Source organism: Sphingomonas sp. G5 (assembly GCF_052660795.1).
In genome coordinates this window covers 2,496,818-2,511,790 of record NZ_CP109660.1, presented here as the reverse complement: position 1 = coordinate 2,511,790, position 14,973 = coordinate 2,496,818, and the positions used below count along the sequence as shown (strand labels likewise).

At 66.1% G+C, this 14,973-nt stretch carries 15 protein-coding genes; 7 read left to right on the top strand and 8 right to left on the bottom strand.

Translation table 11 applies throughout. The annotated features are described in order from the left end of the window. Positions 1–71 precede the first annotated feature (71 nt). The 3 genes from NE358_RS12075 to NE358_RS12065 form a co-directional block, all read right to left on the bottom strand. Positions 72–1,589, bottom strand: coding sequence for a hypothetical protein (locus NE358_RS12075; protein WP_289938842.1), 1,518 nt, complete (start codon positions 1,587–1,589; stop codon positions 72–74). A 115-nt stretch (positions 1,590–1,704) separates the two neighbouring features. Beyond that, a complete protein-coding gene (locus NE358_RS12070; RefSeq protein WP_499317874.1) occupies positions 1,705–2,628 on the bottom strand; it encodes a metallophosphoesterase in 924 nt (307 codons plus the stop codon). After that, a complete protein-coding gene (locus tag NE358_RS12065) occupies positions 2,625–5,327 on the bottom strand; it encodes a transglycosylase domain-containing protein (protein ID WP_289938840.1) in 2,703 nt (900 codons plus the stop codon). Before NE358_RS12065 ends, NE358_RS12070 begins: the two co-directional genes overlap by 4 nt. 119 nt (positions 5,328–5,446) lie before the next feature. Between NE358_RS12065 and sp36 the strand changes: the two genes are divergently transcribed. From sp36 to NE358_RS12050, 3 genes are all read left to right on the top strand, one after another. Next, positions 5,447–5,665: a Sp36 family protein gene (sp36, locus tag NE358_RS12060; RefSeq protein ID WP_056229468.1), complete on the top strand. Its 219-nt coding sequence runs from the start codon at positions 5,447–5,449 to the stop codon at positions 5,663–5,665. Next, positions 5,662–6,129: a RidA family protein gene (locus NE358_RS12055; RefSeq protein WP_141376147.1), complete on the top strand. Its 468-nt coding sequence runs from the start codon at positions 5,662–5,664 to the stop codon at positions 6,127–6,129. Before sp36 ends, NE358_RS12055 begins: the two co-directional genes overlap by 4 nt. A gap of 131 nt (positions 6,130–6,260) precedes the next feature. Further along, entirely contained in the window at positions 6,261–7,046 is a 786-nt protein-coding gene (locus NE358_RS12050) for a phosphatase PAP2 family protein (RefSeq protein WP_289938833.1), read from the top strand. A gap of 611 nt (positions 7,047–7,657) precedes the next feature. Here the strand turns inward: NE358_RS12050 and NE358_RS12045 are convergent. After that, the gene (locus NE358_RS12045) at positions 7,658–8,338 is read right to left on the bottom strand and encodes a hypothetical protein (protein ID WP_289938831.1); all 681 of its coding nucleotides are present in this window, start codon (positions 8,336–8,338) and stop codon (positions 7,658–7,660) included. Positions 8,339–9,156: 818 nt separating this feature from the next. Here NE358_RS12045 and NE358_RS12040 point away from each other — a divergent pair. The 4 genes from NE358_RS12040 to NE358_RS12025 are packed head-to-tail and all read left to right on the top strand — an operon-like array spanning position 9,157 to position 11,208. Then, complete coding sequence (locus tag NE358_RS12040) at positions 9,157–9,591, top strand: YbaB/EbfC family nucleoid-associated protein (protein WP_141376143.1); 435 nt, start codon at positions 9,157–9,159, stop codon at positions 9,589–9,591. Next, entirely contained in the window at positions 9,588–9,893 is a 306-nt protein-coding gene (locus tag NE358_RS12035) for a hypothetical protein (protein WP_289938828.1), read from the top strand. The genes NE358_RS12040 and NE358_RS12035 overlap by 4 nt, the downstream gene beginning before the upstream one ends. Then, positions 9,893–10,780, top strand: coding sequence for a WXG100 family type VII secretion target (locus tag NE358_RS12030; protein WP_289938826.1), 888 nt, complete (start codon positions 9,893–9,895; stop codon positions 10,778–10,780). Before NE358_RS12035 ends, NE358_RS12030 begins: the two co-directional genes overlap by 1 nt. Continuing rightward, the gene (locus NE358_RS12025) at positions 10,780–11,208 is read left to right on the top strand and encodes a YbaB/EbfC family nucleoid-associated protein (RefSeq protein WP_141376137.1); all 429 of its coding nucleotides are present in this window, start codon (positions 10,780–10,782) and stop codon (positions 11,206–11,208) included. Before NE358_RS12030 ends, NE358_RS12025 begins: the two co-directional genes overlap by 1 nt. A 128-nt stretch (positions 11,209–11,336) precedes the next feature. Here NE358_RS12025 and NE358_RS12020 read toward each other — a convergent pair whose 3' ends face one another. The 4 genes from NE358_RS12020 to NE358_RS12005 all read right to left on the bottom strand — a co-directional run bounded on the left by NE358_RS12020 (position 11,337) and on the right by NE358_RS12005 (position 14,894). Beyond that, positions 11,337–12,296: a hypothetical protein gene (locus NE358_RS12020; protein ID WP_289938822.1), complete on the bottom strand. Its 960-nt coding sequence runs from the start codon at positions 12,294–12,296 to the stop codon at positions 11,337–11,339. 308 nt (positions 12,297–12,604) lie between these two features. Further along, the gene (locus NE358_RS12015) at positions 12,605–13,207 is read right to left on the bottom strand and encodes a hypothetical protein (RefSeq protein WP_289938821.1); all 603 of its coding nucleotides are present in this window, start codon (positions 13,205–13,207) and stop codon (positions 12,605–12,607) included. 403 nt (positions 13,208–13,610) lie between these two features. Beyond that, entirely contained in the window at positions 13,611–14,573 is a 963-nt protein-coding gene (locus NE358_RS12010) for a hypothetical protein (protein WP_141376130.1), read from the bottom strand. 27 nt (positions 14,574–14,600) lie between these two features. Beyond that, the gene (locus tag NE358_RS12005) at positions 14,601–14,894 is read right to left on the bottom strand and encodes a WXG100 family type VII secretion target (RefSeq protein WP_141376129.1); all 294 of its coding nucleotides are present in this window, start codon (positions 14,892–14,894) and stop codon (positions 14,601–14,603) included. Between the last annotated feature and the right edge of the window lie 79 nt (positions 14,895–14,973).

Genomic DNA, 14,973 nt, shown 5'->3' with positions numbered 1-14,973 from the left:
CGGGGGTTTGAGTTCAATCAGTCGGGTTCTGCCGGGGTCGTGGAGCGGCGCACGCCCACCCCGGCAGAACATCAGCCGGCCAGTGGTTCTGCGCGTCGGCGACCCCGCCGCCACGCATACATTCCCGAGGCGATGGCGGCAGCGGAGACGCCGCTCGTCACTGCCAGCGAAGTCCCGGAGACTCCTGTCAATGCGAGGGCCGCGGGAACCAGCGGGGGTGCTGGCGGTGTCGGCGGAATGACGGTGGCGACGGTCGCGGGGGTTGTCGTCGGGGAGGGGTCAGGGGCAGCGGGAGGCGGAGAGAAGGCCAGTTGCTCCGTCTGCGCGGGAGTGGCGAAGCGCTCCATCCAGAAATAGCGCGAGGGGAAGTGCGCGACCGAGTCAGGGTCTTGGGATGTGCGCTCGATACGCCACACGGCCGTGTACACGCCCGGACCGGGCAGGGAGACCGATGTCGTGCGGTAGACGGCGGGGCCGATTCTCGGGTCGGTCCGGAGCTCAAGGTGTGCGACCGGGCTGAGATTTGACGGGATCTCGGTGGCCTCGGCGGGAAACGCGTTCGTCCGGTAGACGTCGGCACTTGCACTCACGACCACGAAAGTTCCGTCGCTGTGTCGCGGCCAGACACCGTCACCGGCAGACACCAGGACGTCGTCGACGAACCGGCCACGGGAGTCGATCGTGGCCGCCGTCTCGATCCGCGGGGCGAAGCGCACGGGCCGCGGTGAGGCGTCTTCCGTCGCCAGGGTGAAGGTGGTGGGTTCGGCCGGCCCCGCGGACTCCTGCTGCCCTGGGGTCGAGTAATACCGGATGGCTGCCGAACGCACGGTGAATGTACCTGCGGCCCGTACGACGTACGGTCGTCCGTCGTCGGACGCCGTCGCCGGGGCGATGATCGGGTACGTGACCGCCCCCTGGATTCCGGCACGCTCGGAGCTTCCCGTGTCGGCGAAGACCGCGTTTTCGAGTCGAAGTGTTCCCGAGGCGGTCGGGTCGACATCGAGCGTCACCGCTCCCCGCGTGGGATCGTCTTCGTCCATCGACAGCGCCAGCGAGCCGCCCACTCGTGGAACGGGCATGCCCTCGGCTTCGGCCAGATACCGCACGGTGCGCTGCTGAATCGCGGTGCTGTTCTCGGGGCTCGCTCTCCGCATGATGTAGTCGATCGCCTCGGTCAGCTCGTTCCCGCCGTACCCCCAGGAGTGCAGCGTCGTATCCCGGTCGACGATGGCTTTCACCGCCCACCCGACGCTTGCGGCCTGCACCGCGTCGCCGGTCTGCCCGTACGTGCTGACGAGGTAGTTGATGGAGATCAGCTGCTGCGGGGTCAGTCCGTTGACGTCGGTGGTGATGCCGTGGTCCGTCGTGGTTCCGGTGGCGACGGGAAGGCCGGGATGTATGCAATAGGTGTGAACATCTCCCACCCGCATCGAGCCGTGCCAACCGGTGCGGGAGAGCGGGGCCCACGTACCGAAGCCCGTGCCTCGGTCAGCGGCGTTCGCAGCCGGGGCCACGGCGACGCCCAACAAGACGGCGACGAGCGTCAGGACGGCGGGGAGACGTCGGAGAGAGGGTGGACGGTGGCGCATCGGGGGAGTCCCTTCGGTCGAGGAACTCGATCTTCGGGGAACGGCACGTCCTCTCGACGCGCGAAGGGGCCGATCCGTGTACGGATCGGCCCCCGAGGCGGCTGTGGAGAATCCGTCAGCGCGGAAGCAGCGTGAGCAGCGATGCCTCCGGGCGGCACGCGAAACGCACGGGCGCGTAGATCGAATGACCGAGCCCCGCGCTGACGTTCAACGGCACGGTGCGGCCTTCGTAGGTCCAGTCGCCCAGTCCGCGCGCCTGATCCAACGGGATGTCACAATTGGCCACCAACGCGTCTCGACGGAACGGCACCCGCACCTGTCCGCCGTGCGTGTGACCGGCGAGCAGCACGTCGGCACCGAAGTCGGTGAACGTGTCCAGAGTGCGCCGATAGGGCGCGTGCATCACGCCGAGCGTGAGGTCGGCGGCATCCAGGCTTTCCACTACCGGCGGGATGAGCTCGGGGTGGTCCCACTTGCGGTGGGCGTCGTTGACGCCGAAGGCGGTGACGCGTAGGCCCTTCACCTCGAGCGACACAGCGGTGTCGTCGAGGATGCTCCACCCCAGGTCATCGGTGAAATACCGGTCGAGGGCGTCGACATCGAGGTGCTTGTGCGCGGGCTGATGACCGGACGGCCCCAGAAAGTACCGCAGGGGGTTGCGGGGTGCCGGCTCTTGGAAGTCGTTCGACCCGTGCACGACCAGTCCGGGCACACCCCGTAGGGGTGCGAAGGCCGTCCGGATGCCGGTGAGTCCGTCGCGGTGACCGAGATTGTCGCCCGTATTGACGACGAGGTCGGGCGATAGCTCGGAGAGACGCGCCATCCATTCCTGCTTGCGGTTCTGCCAGGGAGCCATGTGCGCGTCGGAGACGTGAAGGACGCGGATTGGCTCGGCCCCTTTGGGGAGGACACGCAGCGCGTGGTAGCGCACCGTGAAGAGGTAGCGCTCGATGCCCACGCCCCACACGGCGGCCCCGACAGCGGCCGCCCCCGCGACCCCGAGGGGTGCGAGGGCGGCCGTCATGAGAGGACGCGTCACGAGCACTTCTTCGCGACGATGGACAGAGCGATCGCGGCGCTCTTGTTCGTCGCCGTGCCGGCGGCAGGGTTCGTCGCCGTCACCTGGCCCTCGTTCGGAGCGTTGCCCTCGGGCTGACAGGCGCCGATGGACACGTTCGTGAAGCCAGCGGCATTCAGCGCTGCCTGGGCCGCGGGAACAGTCTGCCCGCCCACGTTCGGCACCGTCGCACCCTGGCCGTTACCGGGGCTCAGCGTGATCTGCGAGCCCGCGGGAGCAGAGCCTGCGCCGGGGTTCTGCGCGGCGACGGTGTCAGGACCCGACGGGGAGTCGACGGGGTCACCGACCGAGACGCGGAAACCCGCGTTCTGGAGGGTCGAGGTGGCGTCGGAGATGCTTTGGCCCACCACGTTCGGTAGATCCCGCATCTGGGTGCGGAGGAGGTTCGACGAGGGGTCGGGGAACCGGTCGCCGCCGTAGAAGTCATCGGATGCGCGCTGCACATCGGCCGCCAGGGGATAGCGGATGTCAGAGAGAGCGCGACCGCCCCAGAACTTCTTGAAGACGTTGACGCCACCCTCGTAGTTGCCGACCCAGGCAGCGGTCGTCGTGTTGGTCGATGACTCGATCATCCAGGTCTGCCACTCTTCGTGGGTACCGGTCTTACCGAGAACGGGGGTGCCATCGCCGGGGTTGCCACGGGCGCCGGTCCCGCCGCGGGCCATGACGCCCTGCAGGGCGTATGCGGCCGTTGCAGAGACCTCCGGGGTCAGCGCAGCCGAGCAGGTGCGCTCGGGGATGGCACGCTCCGCGCCGCTGCTGTCGGTGACCTTGTCGATCACCTTGGGCTGGCAAAGCGTTCCACCGTTGGCGACCGTGGCGTAGGCCCCGGCCATCGCGATGGGAGAGACGTTATCGCTGCCGATGACGTTGTTGGCGTACTGCATCGTGATGTCCGAACCATCACCCCGGGTCACGCCGAGCTTCTTGGCCGTCTTGGCGATGTCACAGAGGTCGAGCTGCGCAGCCATCTGGAGGTAGCCGGTGTTGAGCGAGTCGCGCGTGAACATCATCGGCGTTCCGACGTAGCCGCTGTCGTTGCCGAAGTTGTTGATGCGGTCGTTGTTCTTGTTCACGTAGTTGCCGGTGCACGAGTTCGTCATGTTCGGCACGGGACCGATCCGACCGTTCAGCGTCTCGTTCAGGGAGTGCCCTGTCTGGAGCCAATCCACGAGAGTGAAAAGCTTGAAGGTCGATCCCGCGTTGAAACCGATGGACCCGCCGTTCGTGCTGTCGCCCGCGAAGATCACGGAGTTATAGGAGGGATCGGACTCCGCTTGCCCGGGGTCCTGCGTGAACTTCGTGTTCTGCGCGATGGCGAGGATGCGCCCGGTCTTGGACTCGAGGTTGACGACGGTCGAACCGAAGTTCATGCCGTCGATGCTTGCGGGCGTGTACGCGTTCATCGCGTTCTGCGCGGCATCCTGAACGCGCCAGTCGAGCGTCGTCTGGATAGTCAGGCCGTCCTGGCGGAGGGCGCGCACGCGGTCGTCGGTGTCAGTGCCGAAAGCCGGATCGTTCAGGATCGTCGACACCACGTACTGGCAGTAGTACGGCGCGGCGGACGAGGCGCACCCCTGGCTGGTCGGTGTGATCTTGGGGGTGATCGGCTCGATCGCGGCTGCCACATACTGCTGGTGCGTGATCTTGCCGTCGATCTCCATGCGGCTGAGCACGTAGAGCTGACGACCCTTGGTCTCGCTGTAGCCGTCGGCGGCGTTGACGAGTTGCTCCTGGGTGATCTCGCCGTTGTCGCGCAACGTATAGAGGGCCTGGATCGTGCTCTGGTCCACATCGTCGATCGAGCCGTCGGGTGCTTTGTTCCACGCGGTCTCGCCGTCGCTGATCGAGCCTTCGGGGCGGTCGATCCGGAAGCGGTTGGGGTTCTGCACCATGCCGGCGAGAACCGCCGCTTGGCCGACGCTCAAGTTGGCGGCGGGGGTGTCGAAGTAGTAGCGCGCCGCGGCGTCGATGCCGTAGGTGGTGCCACCGAAGTTGGCGATGTTCAGGTAGCCGAGAAGGATCTGATCCTTCGTGTACTCCTTCTCGAGCTGGATCGCGTACCGCATCTCCTGCAGCTTGCGCTGGTAACCCGCTGCACCGTTCGCCTGCACTGCCTCGAGGGCGCACTTCTGCAGCGCTTCGTCACGCGAGACCGCCGCGGTGGTTTCTGTGGCCTCGACGGCCTTCGCGTCGCGCTCACAGCGCTGCACGAGCACGTTCTTCACGTACTGCTGGCTGATAGAGGAGCCGCCCTGAGTGTCGCCGTCCGGGTTCGTCGCGTTGCTGAGCAACGCGCGAGTCGTGCCGATGAGGTCGACACCGCCGTGCTGGTAGTAACGAGGGTCTTCCGACGACAGGATCGCGTCGTACATGACGGGTGAGACCTGGTCGAAGGTGACGGGGGAGCGGTTCTGGTCGTAGAACTTCGCCAGCACCCGGTCGCCGGCCATGAGCGTCGTCGGCTGCATAAGCTCGTCGGGCTTCAGGTAACTGGGCATGTTGTCGAAGACGGTGATCGCGCTGGAGGCAGCGGCACCGGAGACGGCGATGGCCGGCGTCACGGCAGCGGTGACCAGGAGTCCGGCGACCGCGCTCAGGCCGACCAGGCCGACGATGCCGCCGAGGGCACCGCTAGCCGTTCGTTTGTTCTCGGGCATAGGCTTGATGCTAAGCGACGTTGCTGGGCGATGCCTTGAAGGCGTGCGCTCGCGCGCGGACGCGTCCATCCTCGCGCGCATCACCGTTGCGCGCTCCGAGCCACCTCCGGGAGCCCGTCATGACCACGTGGGAGTACCTCACCACCCCCCTGCTCATCCACAACACCGCGGCGATCCTCAACAACTGGGGCAAGCAGGGGTGGGAACTCGTGCAGGTGGTCACCGGTCCCGAGGGTGGACTCGTCGCCTACTTCAAGCGCCCCACCGGTGGCGGCGCGGCCAACGCCGGCCTCGGTGCCGCCGAGACGGCCGCGCGGCAGTTCGAGGGCCAGCAGTGAGCGTCTCGGAGCGCCTCGCCGCCCTCGGCGTCGACATGCCCGCGGTCGTTCCCCCGGTCGCGTCCTACATCCCGGCCAAGCGCCATGGCGATCTCGTTTACACCTCGGGTCAGCTCCCCATGGTCCAGGGAGCCCTGCCCGCGACCGGCAAGGTCGGCGAGTCCGAGGGTCTTGTCGCCCCCGCCGACGCGAAGACCTACGCCCGTCAGTGCGCGCTCAACGCGATCGCCGCTGCTGCGGCCCTCGTCGGCGGCGTCGACAACCTCACCGGCGTGCTCAAGCTCACCGGCTTCGTGGCATCCGTCCCCGATTTCACCGGGCAGCCCGGCGTCATCAACGGCGCGAGCGAGTTCCTCGGCGAGGTCTTCGGCGAGACCGGCGCCCACGCGCGCTCCGCGGTCGGTGTGCCCGTCCTTCCCCTCGACAGCCCCGTCGAGGTCGAGGTGATCTTCACCGTCGCCTGACGATGATCCCGGATGCCGGCACCCCGGCCTCCGTCCGAGAGGGACGCCCTGGTAGCCACGGGGCGTCCCTCTCGTCGTCGGCGCGTCGGTGTCTCGGCTGATTCAGAAGTGTGCGGGGGCAGGATGCCCCCGTGACCTCTTCTTCCGCGCCGAGTGGGCCGTCGACGGCCGAGAGCGCTCTTCTCACTCCTTCGGCTCACCTCCGGCGCGACATCGTGGTGGCGATCTCGACCATCGTCGTGCTCCTCGCCGCCGGATTCGTCCTCCGCTTCGTGCCGATCGACGTGGCGTTCTCGAACGCGGTGCATCATCTGCATGTCAGCGTCCTCACCCAGGTGGCGGAGGGGTTCTACCGCTCGCTGAAACCCCTGCCGGCGGCGGGCATCATGGTCGTCGCCACGGTCGCCGTCGGCCTCCTCTCCCGCCGATGGCAGGTCGCCCTCGCCTTCTTCGGGGGAGTGGCCGTGACGTGGGGTCTCGCGGAAGCGGCGAAGCTCGTCGTCGACCGGCCGCGGCCGGGGATGTCCGAGGCGATGACGCACGCCGTCGGCGCGACGGCCGACCCGTCGTTCCCGAGCGGTCACGTCGCTTTCACGGCATCGTTCGCCGCCGTGTTGATCTGCGCGCTCTGGGCGACGCGATGGCGCGCCCTGGGGATCGTCGTCGGGGTGGTGCTGGTCGTGGGGATGTCGGTGTCGGTCGTGATCATCGGCGTGCACTACGCCGGGGACGCCCTGGCATCCGTCGTCTGGGTGGCGGGGGTGTATCCGGCGGTGCGGGCGGGAGGGGCCATGCTCATCCCCCGCGTCGACGCGCTGCTGTTCCGACGGCGCGTCGGCGCGAGGGATCTGACCGATGATGGTGGCTCGCGGGGTTCAGCTTCGCAATCACCGGGCACCTGGCATGAGGGTCGATGAGACAGCCGCGATACTGTGTGGCTGCTCCGGCTCGGTTGACCGATCATCGAATTGAGCGCTGAGGAAGAACCCGGGCCGCGAGTAGGCGACGGGTCCTGCAGATCATGGTTCCGCTGCGCTTGAAGACCGCATGGGCGGGGGCGTCGAGCGCGTCTCGATAGTATCTTTTCGGCCAATCCATATCCCACCCGGTCGGGTCGCCTCAGGCGTCTGTCGAGGGCCGACTTCGTGTCGGCGGTCACGGGGCGCCGAAACCGTCCGCACCATTGACAAGCGCATCGGCGCGCCCCCGCGGCCGCTCGCCGACGGTTTAACGATCCCGGCGAGCGCGGATGAACGATGACCGTGAGCTACTACGGCGGGCAGTCGGCTACCTGGATTCTTCAGAAGCTGCTCACGCGCTCCGAGATCCCTGCCCCAAGTTGCACCTGAACCACTGGCTTCGTCGTTCGTCGCTCCTCCAGCAGCGCGTCGTTGCACGAGATGAACGCGAATCGGAGATACCCGGAGTTCCTTCCTCGGGCCGAACAGCGCCAAGGCTGTAGCTCACTCCTAGCGAGCCACAGCCTTGGCGCTGTTCAACTGGCGGGTATGGACGCCCGCCGTCAGGGTTATAGCGTGAGCGGTGCCGTGGACTTCTGCAGGGCCAGCGTCCCGCCCGAATAGCCAAGGCTCAGCGCTCCGAAGCTCGCGGAAATGGAGTCGAGCGAACCGCCCTGATTGCCCTCGTAGATGAAACCTGCCTGCAACGTGTCGGTGCACCCTGAAGTGTCCCACGTGACAGTCACGCGACCCTGGTCTGCGCTGTTGACAAATCCGCTGACAGCCGCGTCCACCTCCCACACCACGGAATTGGTGGTGACACCGCTGTCGTACAGCGTGGTGGTGTTGGTGACTCGGCCGTTCAGATCCTGTGTGGTTGCACGCGGATTCGAACGAGCGCCGCAGGACGAATTGAAGCCGAGGGAGGCAACGTCACGCGGATCGGTTTGTCCTGCGAAGTCGTTGCGCCAATCCCAGCTACCGGTCACATCGATGATGGGACTCGTCCCTTGTCGGAAGGAGGTGATGGCGACTGTGAAAGAATCCGACGGGAGAGACCCCGCCGCCGCGATCACATTGGTGCTCGTTGCATCGGAATTCTTTGCGAAAGCCTCTTCTGCGCCCTTTGCCGTAGTCGGTCCAGTGATGTTTGTGCTGACCTTGAACTCGCCGCCGATGCTTTCGACAAATTGTTCGAGGCCCACGTAGTCCCCGGGGTTCTCGTTCTGGTAATTCTCGATCTCGGCCATGAACTCATCGTGTGTGAGCTCGGTGGGAGCTGCGTTAGCGGCCGGAGCGAGCGCGAGCATTCCAAGTGCAAGAGCACCGCCGCTGAGGGCGGCACAGGACTTCTTACGAATTGACATGAATATCTCCTCGTTGGTTATCTCGGACGAATAACACGTTTCTGCACAAGGAGGAGGGCGGCAACTGCGTCAACTCCTTTAGGAGCGAACTGCCGACTTATTGCCAGGCTATTCAGAGGTTGAATTGCGACGGTCGGGGGTACGCTCTTGCCCCTCGTTCCTTGCGTGTGCAGCGGTCATTTCGTCACGTATCGCCTTTCGGACTACCCAGTACAGCGCATACAAAGCAACCGCGGCGAGAGTGATCAGCAGCACAAGCGATGTGATTGCGTCCATGTTCTTAGCGTTTCATGAATCGACTGGACCTGGAACCCGATACGCGAACGCTGGCGTAATAACTGGAGGCCATCCCCTCCACGTGCGACACGTGATCCTAGGATTCGTTGCCGCCGCCCGTGGCCCGGGATGTTCGAGGCGATGACGCACGCGGTCGGCGCGACGGCCGACCCGTCGTTCCCGAGCGGTCACGTCGCTTTCACGGCATCGTTCGCCGCCGTGTTGATCTGCGCGCTCTGGACGACCCGGTGGCGCGGTCTCGGCATCCATCGTCTGGGTGGCGGGGGTGTATCCGGCGGTGCGGGCGGGAGCGGCCATGCTCGTCATCCCGTGGGCCGAACGCGCGATACGACGATCGGTCTCGTCGCGGGGGCGCTGATTCGCTAGCATCGAGGCCGAGTCGATCACCGGGGGGAAGGACTCGCATGGATGACGCCGCGCAGATGCTGCTCGCTATCGCCGGGCAATTGGAACGAGCCCAAGAGCTGTCGAATGTGGCCGAGGAACTGTCGGGCGAGCTCGCCGCGCTGACGGGGATGGGTCGAAGCGACGAAGACGGGGCCACGGTGACGGTCGACCATCAAGGAATCGTCATCGATGTCGCCTTCTCGGATGCGATCCGGGATGCCGACGGACCCACCGTCTCGGAGTGGGTGATGTCGGCGACGACCCGGGCGATCGAAGACCTGCAGAATCAGGCAGAGCCCATCCGGGCAGCGATCCTGCAACCGCATCTGCCCGCTCCGGCGGTCGACTTCTCAGCGCGGATCGACGAGCTCTTCGAGCGGGTGCAGCGGTTGGACGCCGAGACGTCGGCCGCAACGCCCGTGAAAGACGAGTTCGAGGGGGGCCCACGATGACGGATCTCGAGGTACAGGCCGATGCGCTGCACGCGCACGCCTCTCGGCTGAACGGCTCGGTCGACCAGTTGAACGACGCAGCCGTGGCCGCGTTGAGTGCCGTGGCACTGCAGCCGGTGGCTTTCGGATTGCTCTGCTCGTTCCTCGTTCCCGTGGTGACCCTGCAGCAGTCGACGACGGTCGCCGGACTCTCGGCGCTCCGCCTGGCACTCGCCGCCGAGGCCACCGCGGTGTCAGCGGCTGGTACGACATACTCTCTTCTCGACGATCACCTGGCCGCCGAGATCGCGAAGGTCATCTGATGTCGCTCATCGCCGCACCGACGTACGAGAGCGGGCTGAGCGGGGAAGCCGTACTGGGCGCGCTGCCGGTCGCCGGGGGGATCGCTGATTCCGTGCGCGACTTCGGCAGCGGCAACATCACATCGGGCGTGATCGATGCGGCCGGCTCAGCGCTCGATGTCGTCAGCCTGATCGCGAACCCGATCGCGACGCTCGCGTCATCGTGCGCATCGTTCCTGCTCGATTACATGTCGCCGCTGCATGAAGAGCTGGAGCTGCTCACCGGCAGCCCCGAGATGGTGCGCGCACTCGGCGAGACCTGGGACAACGTCGGAGACGCCCTCACTGCCGTCGCGGACGACCGGGATCAGGCGCTCGGAAATCTTCGTGAGTCGTGGCAGGGAGCCGCCGCCACGGGGTACGAGACGGTCGCGACCGGCCTCACCACGATCATGCGATCCCTTGCGGAGGCCGCCCACAGCAACGCGAACGGGCTTCGTTTGGCGGCATCCGTCGTCCAGATCGTCTACGAGATCGTCAAGGGCATCATCGCCGACCTCGTCGGACAGCTCATCCAGGCGGTCGTCGAGGCGCTGGCCACCGTCGGCGTGGGGCTCCCGGTGATCATCGCCCAATGCAGCACCAAGATCGCGACCCGCGTTCCTCAGGTCGCTCGGTGGGTCGAGAAGATTCAGGAGGTGATGCAGAAGATTCAGGGAATCGTCGAGCGTTTCACCCAGTTCGGTCGCGAATTTCAGGTCGAGACGGCGGGAATCGAGAAGATGCTCAACGTGGGTGAGCTCCGGGTCAACTTCCAAGCACTCGACGTGGTCAACGCTGTCAAAGGCATCAACGCCGGAGTCGGTAAATCGGCAGAGGCCGACGCAAATCAGCAAGGGGAACGCTGATGGTCGCTCCTGATTTCTCCGGCGTCCCCTTCGATGTGCAGGAACGTCTCGCCGCTCGCGATGCGAAGTATGCCGCCGCGATTGCACGGGGTACGGCCTTCGAAGCGGTTCGAACGGCCGTCGAGACAGCCCAGGGGGCGGCCGTGTCGTTCCAGGGCGAGGTGAGAGCGACCGTGTCCTCTCGCGGGCTTCTGACCGAATTGCATGTTTCCGCGCGCGGAGTCGCTCTCGGTCCGCGCGCCCTCAGCCGTCTCGTGACCGCCACGATTCGCGAGGCGCTCACCAACCTGCAGGAAAATCTGACGAACGCAATCGAGGAGGCCGATCCTGGAGTGGCCGGGGCCTCGGTGTTGAGCGAGATGCGGGCTGGCCTCGTCGGTCCGCTATCCCTGCTCGATGCAGAAGGCCCGGTTCAGGGTCTCCGCTAGCGTCGACCGGTCTGCAGGGCGCCGCCTCACCGGCATCGCTGAGTGTCTTCCCCAGCCCACCGGTGGTGCGACAAGCGGAATGGTTCTGCACGCGACATCCGCCCGCGTCGTGTGCGCGACTCCGTCACTCAGCTGTCGTGACGCGGACCCGGCAGGAGAGTGGACGCGACAGTGGGGATGCCGCGGGGTGTCGCCGTGCCCAGAGAGGCGCTCCCCACATGTGCACTCACGTTCAGCCCCGGCCGTGCGCCTGACGGCGCTTCCCAACGGTCAATCGCTTCGCTGCGCTTCATGAGCACATTGCTGGGTGCGTCGGGCGCCTCCTGCCAGGGGATTTTGTTGCCGAGACCGTAACCTTTCCAATCCGGGTGGACCAGCCGACGATCAAGAACCAAGCGCGGACCGTCCGCGTCATGATTGGGGAACACACCGACGCCAGCGACGAGCGCATCCGCTCGCCCCCATGAACTGGCGGGCACCCTGTCGAGCAGTGCGTCGAGCGTGTGAGCGACCGCACGGATCGTCGGCACGTCGTAGTCCCGCAAGCCGTAGGCAAGGATCACGCCTGCACGGATGACGACGGCGCTCAGGGGCGGGAGCGATGACAGGATCTCGACGAAAGCGGGCTGAAGCAAATCCGTCGCGAATGCGGGGACGAACCCTTCCACCTGCCAGCGTCCATCGGCCGTGCGCGAAGGTTCCAGAGGGGGGAGTGCCAGACCGAGGTCCTTCTCGGTTGCGAGAGTGTCGACCATCCGAAGTTCCGGAAGCGATGCGGGGAGCTCGAGCCAAACACCGGCGGTCTCGCGGCGATCACCGTAGGGCAGGCCGCCGTTTGTCGTGCTGTACCGGTAGCCGATCAGACGTGCTGCTCGAAATGCGCGCTTTTCGACAGATCCGTCAATGACCTCGCTCAGGCCCACCGGCCAAATGTCGAAGCCGTGTTCACCGCGCATCGAGGCCTCGGCCAATTCGAAGGGGCACGGAGGCTGCGCATCGTTCCACGACCACCCCTGAGAGGTGACGTCATGCCGCAATGTGGCACGGCGCTGCGCGGCCTCTTCGCGTTTCCGCTTGCCAAAGATCACGTCTGCCGTCTCCTCGATCTCTCTATCAATTCGGTGTCATGCCATCATGCCCACGGAGCCTCTCCGCCTGCGAAAACGCCGCGGAGACGGCTATCGGCGAGGTTGAGTCCAGTCTGCCGTCCGCCGCTTTCGGTACTCGGTCACACGACGTCGATGTCGCGGTTCTTCCGAAGCCGACCGACCCGCCGCCGACAGGACGGCATCGACTCTCCCCGTGGGCGTGATCGCGCTCCTCAGACGCCATGATGAGGAGCCGACGCGACCGTCGGTACGTCTGAACCGCCGGCCTGCGTACCGATGTAGATTCCCTAAGGCGTACCCGGCGGCACGTCCCAGACGTCCACCGCTTCGCGTCGCGACATCGTCACGTGCTTCAGAGCGTCGGAGGCTTGCCGCCATTGCACCTTCCCGCCGAGACCGTAGCCCTTCCAATCAGGTCGCACCAGCCGTTGCTCGAGCCTCAGCTCTGCACCGCCGACCGTCCGACGGGGGAACACACCGAGGCCGGCGACGAGGACGTCAGAACGTCCCCACGCGCCCGACGGCACAGCGTCGATCAGTGCCGCGAGCGAGTCGGCGACGGGTCCAATAGTAGAGGCGTCATGAGCGCGCATTCCGTAAGCGATGAGGAAGCCCGCGCGGATGACGATCGCCGTCACGGACGGCACTTTCGACAACGCCGGGGTGAACGTGGGTCGAAGAAGGTCGGTTGCGAAAGCGGGGATGAAGCCCTCCACCTGCCACCGGCCATCTGATGTCCGAGGGGGATTCAACACGGGAAGCGACAGACCCGCATCCTTTTCAGAGGACATCGTGTCCACCAACGTGATCTCCGAAAGGGAGGCGGGCAGCGAGATCCACACCGCATTCGTCTTGCGAAGATCGCCATGCGGAATGCGGCTGTTCGTCATTCCGTACTCGTATCCCATGAGACGGCCGGCCTGAAAATCTCGCTCACCGACGCTACCTCGGAGGGCATCCGCGACACCGATCATCCAGATGTCGTGATAGGGCGTACCGCGTAACGCGGCCTCGCCGAACTCGAAAATCGGTGCGGGTGCTGCACCCTCCCACGTCCATCCGGCTGCCGACGCCTCCTGGCGCAGGAGCTCTCGGCGCTGCTGTGCTTCGTGGCGCTGGGCTTTCCGAACCTTACGTTCGAAGTTTAGGCGCGCTTACCGAGTTCGCGAGGAAATCCGGGTGAGACGAGTGGCCCGTCGAATTGCTGCTTCGCGGCGTGACGCGGGTCCTTCCCGGCGACGCGTGACGAAGGTGACGCTCAGGCTCCCGTCGCTCTGTGATCAGCCCCGGCGATCAGGCACGCGGAGCCGCCACGCCCTGCGAGATCGTGGAGGCCACGGTCGGGATGCCCAAAGGCATCCCCGAGCCGATGGTCGCACGTCCGAATTGTGCGCTCAGGGAAAAGCCCGGTGCATCGTCGTGGGTAGGCTCCCACACCTCTACCGCCTGGCTGCGCTTCAACATGACATTCTTCGGGGCGCCGGGCGCGTCTGGCCACGGCACTTTCTCCGCCAGCCCGAAGCCTTTCCAGTCGGGGCGCACAAGACGCTGGTCGAGTGAAAGGCCGGCCCCGCCGGGGACGCGCCGTGGAAACACCCCGGTGCCCGCGACGAGAGCGTCGGCGCGGCCCCAGGCGTTGCCGGGCACCGCCTCGATCAGTGCAGCAAGGGTCGTCGCGACGGTTCGAATGGTCTGCGCATCGTAGCGCTGCAATCCGTAGGCGAGGATCATTCCCGCGCGGATGACGACGGCTGTGAGAGGGGGAAGGGTCGCAAGCGCCGTGACGAATGTCGAATGAAGGAGGTCCGAGGCGAACTGCGGGACGAAACCTTCGACCCGCCATCGTCCGTCGGTCGTCCTCGCAGGGTTCAGTGGGGGAAGAGGGAGCCCCTCGTCCTTCTCCGTCGACGAAGCGTCTACGAGACGGATCTCGGGCAGCGAGTCGGGCAGGTCGATCCACACCGCGCTCGTCTCGCGACGATCCCCGTACGGGATGCCTCCGTTCGTCGTGGTGTAGTCGTAGCCGATGAGTCGCGCGGCGCGAAAGGGACGGGTGTTCACCATGCCGTCGACGACATCGCCTAAGCCGACCGTCCAGATTTTGAACCGCTCGGGGCCTCGAAGGGCCGCCTCCGAGAGTTCGAAAGCGGGGGCGGGCTGGGCGTCGCTCCACCGCCACCCTTGCTCGGCGGCGGCAGCTTTCAGCTCTTCGCGCTGCTGCGCAGTCTGCTCATGCCTTCGCTTGCCGAAAATCACGTTCGCAGTCTAGGCAGACCGAAGCGATCAGAAGGACTTAGCGAGCGAATCCTCCGTCGCGGCAATCGCCTCACCCGTTCGCAGAAGTACCTCCGCGCACCCCTCCAACAGCGTCTGCATCGACCGCATCCGTTCTTCCCACTGGGCGCGTGCGACGGAGTACGCCTCCCGCGCCTCGCCTCGCCACCCGCTTTCCATGGTCGCCAGTCGCGCGTCGAGTGCGTCGAGCTCGCCTCGGATTCCCCCTGACGCGGCGCGGAGCACCTCGACCGTTTGACCGACCCTGCCGAACTCGATTCGAATGTGATCCGCCACGCTCATCCCCCCGGAACAATGGTTTCGACCCCTGTCACAATACGAGATCGCACGGCCACGGAGAGCGCCGCGCTCGGGTTCGCCG